This window comes from Streptomyces sp. DH12 (genome assembly GCF_020873895.1).
GTDB lineage: Bacteria > Actinomycetota > Actinomycetes > Streptomycetales > Streptomycetaceae > Streptomyces.
Map to the genome: position 1 here is coordinate 1 of NZ_JAHWGT010001108.1, position 448 is coordinate 448.

At 77.5% G+C, this 448-nt stretch carries 1 protein-coding gene; it reads left to right on the top strand.

Features of this window, described 5'->3' with window-relative positions:
* A partial coding sequence (locus LPA54_RS38765; protein ID WP_228985085.1) for an alkaline phosphatase family protein occupies positions 1-448 on the top strand: 448 nt, incomplete at both ends.

Sequence of the window (448 nt, forward strand, 5' to 3'; positions counted from 1 at the left end):
GACGAGGTCGCCCACCACTCCGGGCCGACGAGCCGCGACACCGAGCAGGTCCTGCGCCGTCTCGACCGCGCCCTCGCCCTCATCGAGAACGTCGCCGAGCACGCGCCCCGCCCGTACCGCATCGTCGTGCTGTCCGACCACGGGCAGAGCCCCGGCGAGACCTTCCGCTCCCGCTACGGCCTCACCCTCGGCGACCTGGTGCGGGCCGGCTGCGGGCTGCCCGTGCCGCGCCGCGCCCGGCGCACCCACAGCGGCGCCGAGGCCCGGGCGGCCGTCCGCGCCGCGCTGCGCCGGCCCGTCGAGGAGGGCGCCGAGCACTACCGGCCGTCCCGCGGTTCGGAGCCGGTCGTGCTCGCCTCCGGCAACCTGGGCCTGGTGTCCTTCCCGGACGTGCCGCACCGGATGACCAAGGAGGAGATCGACGCCCGGCACCCCGCGCTGCTGCCGA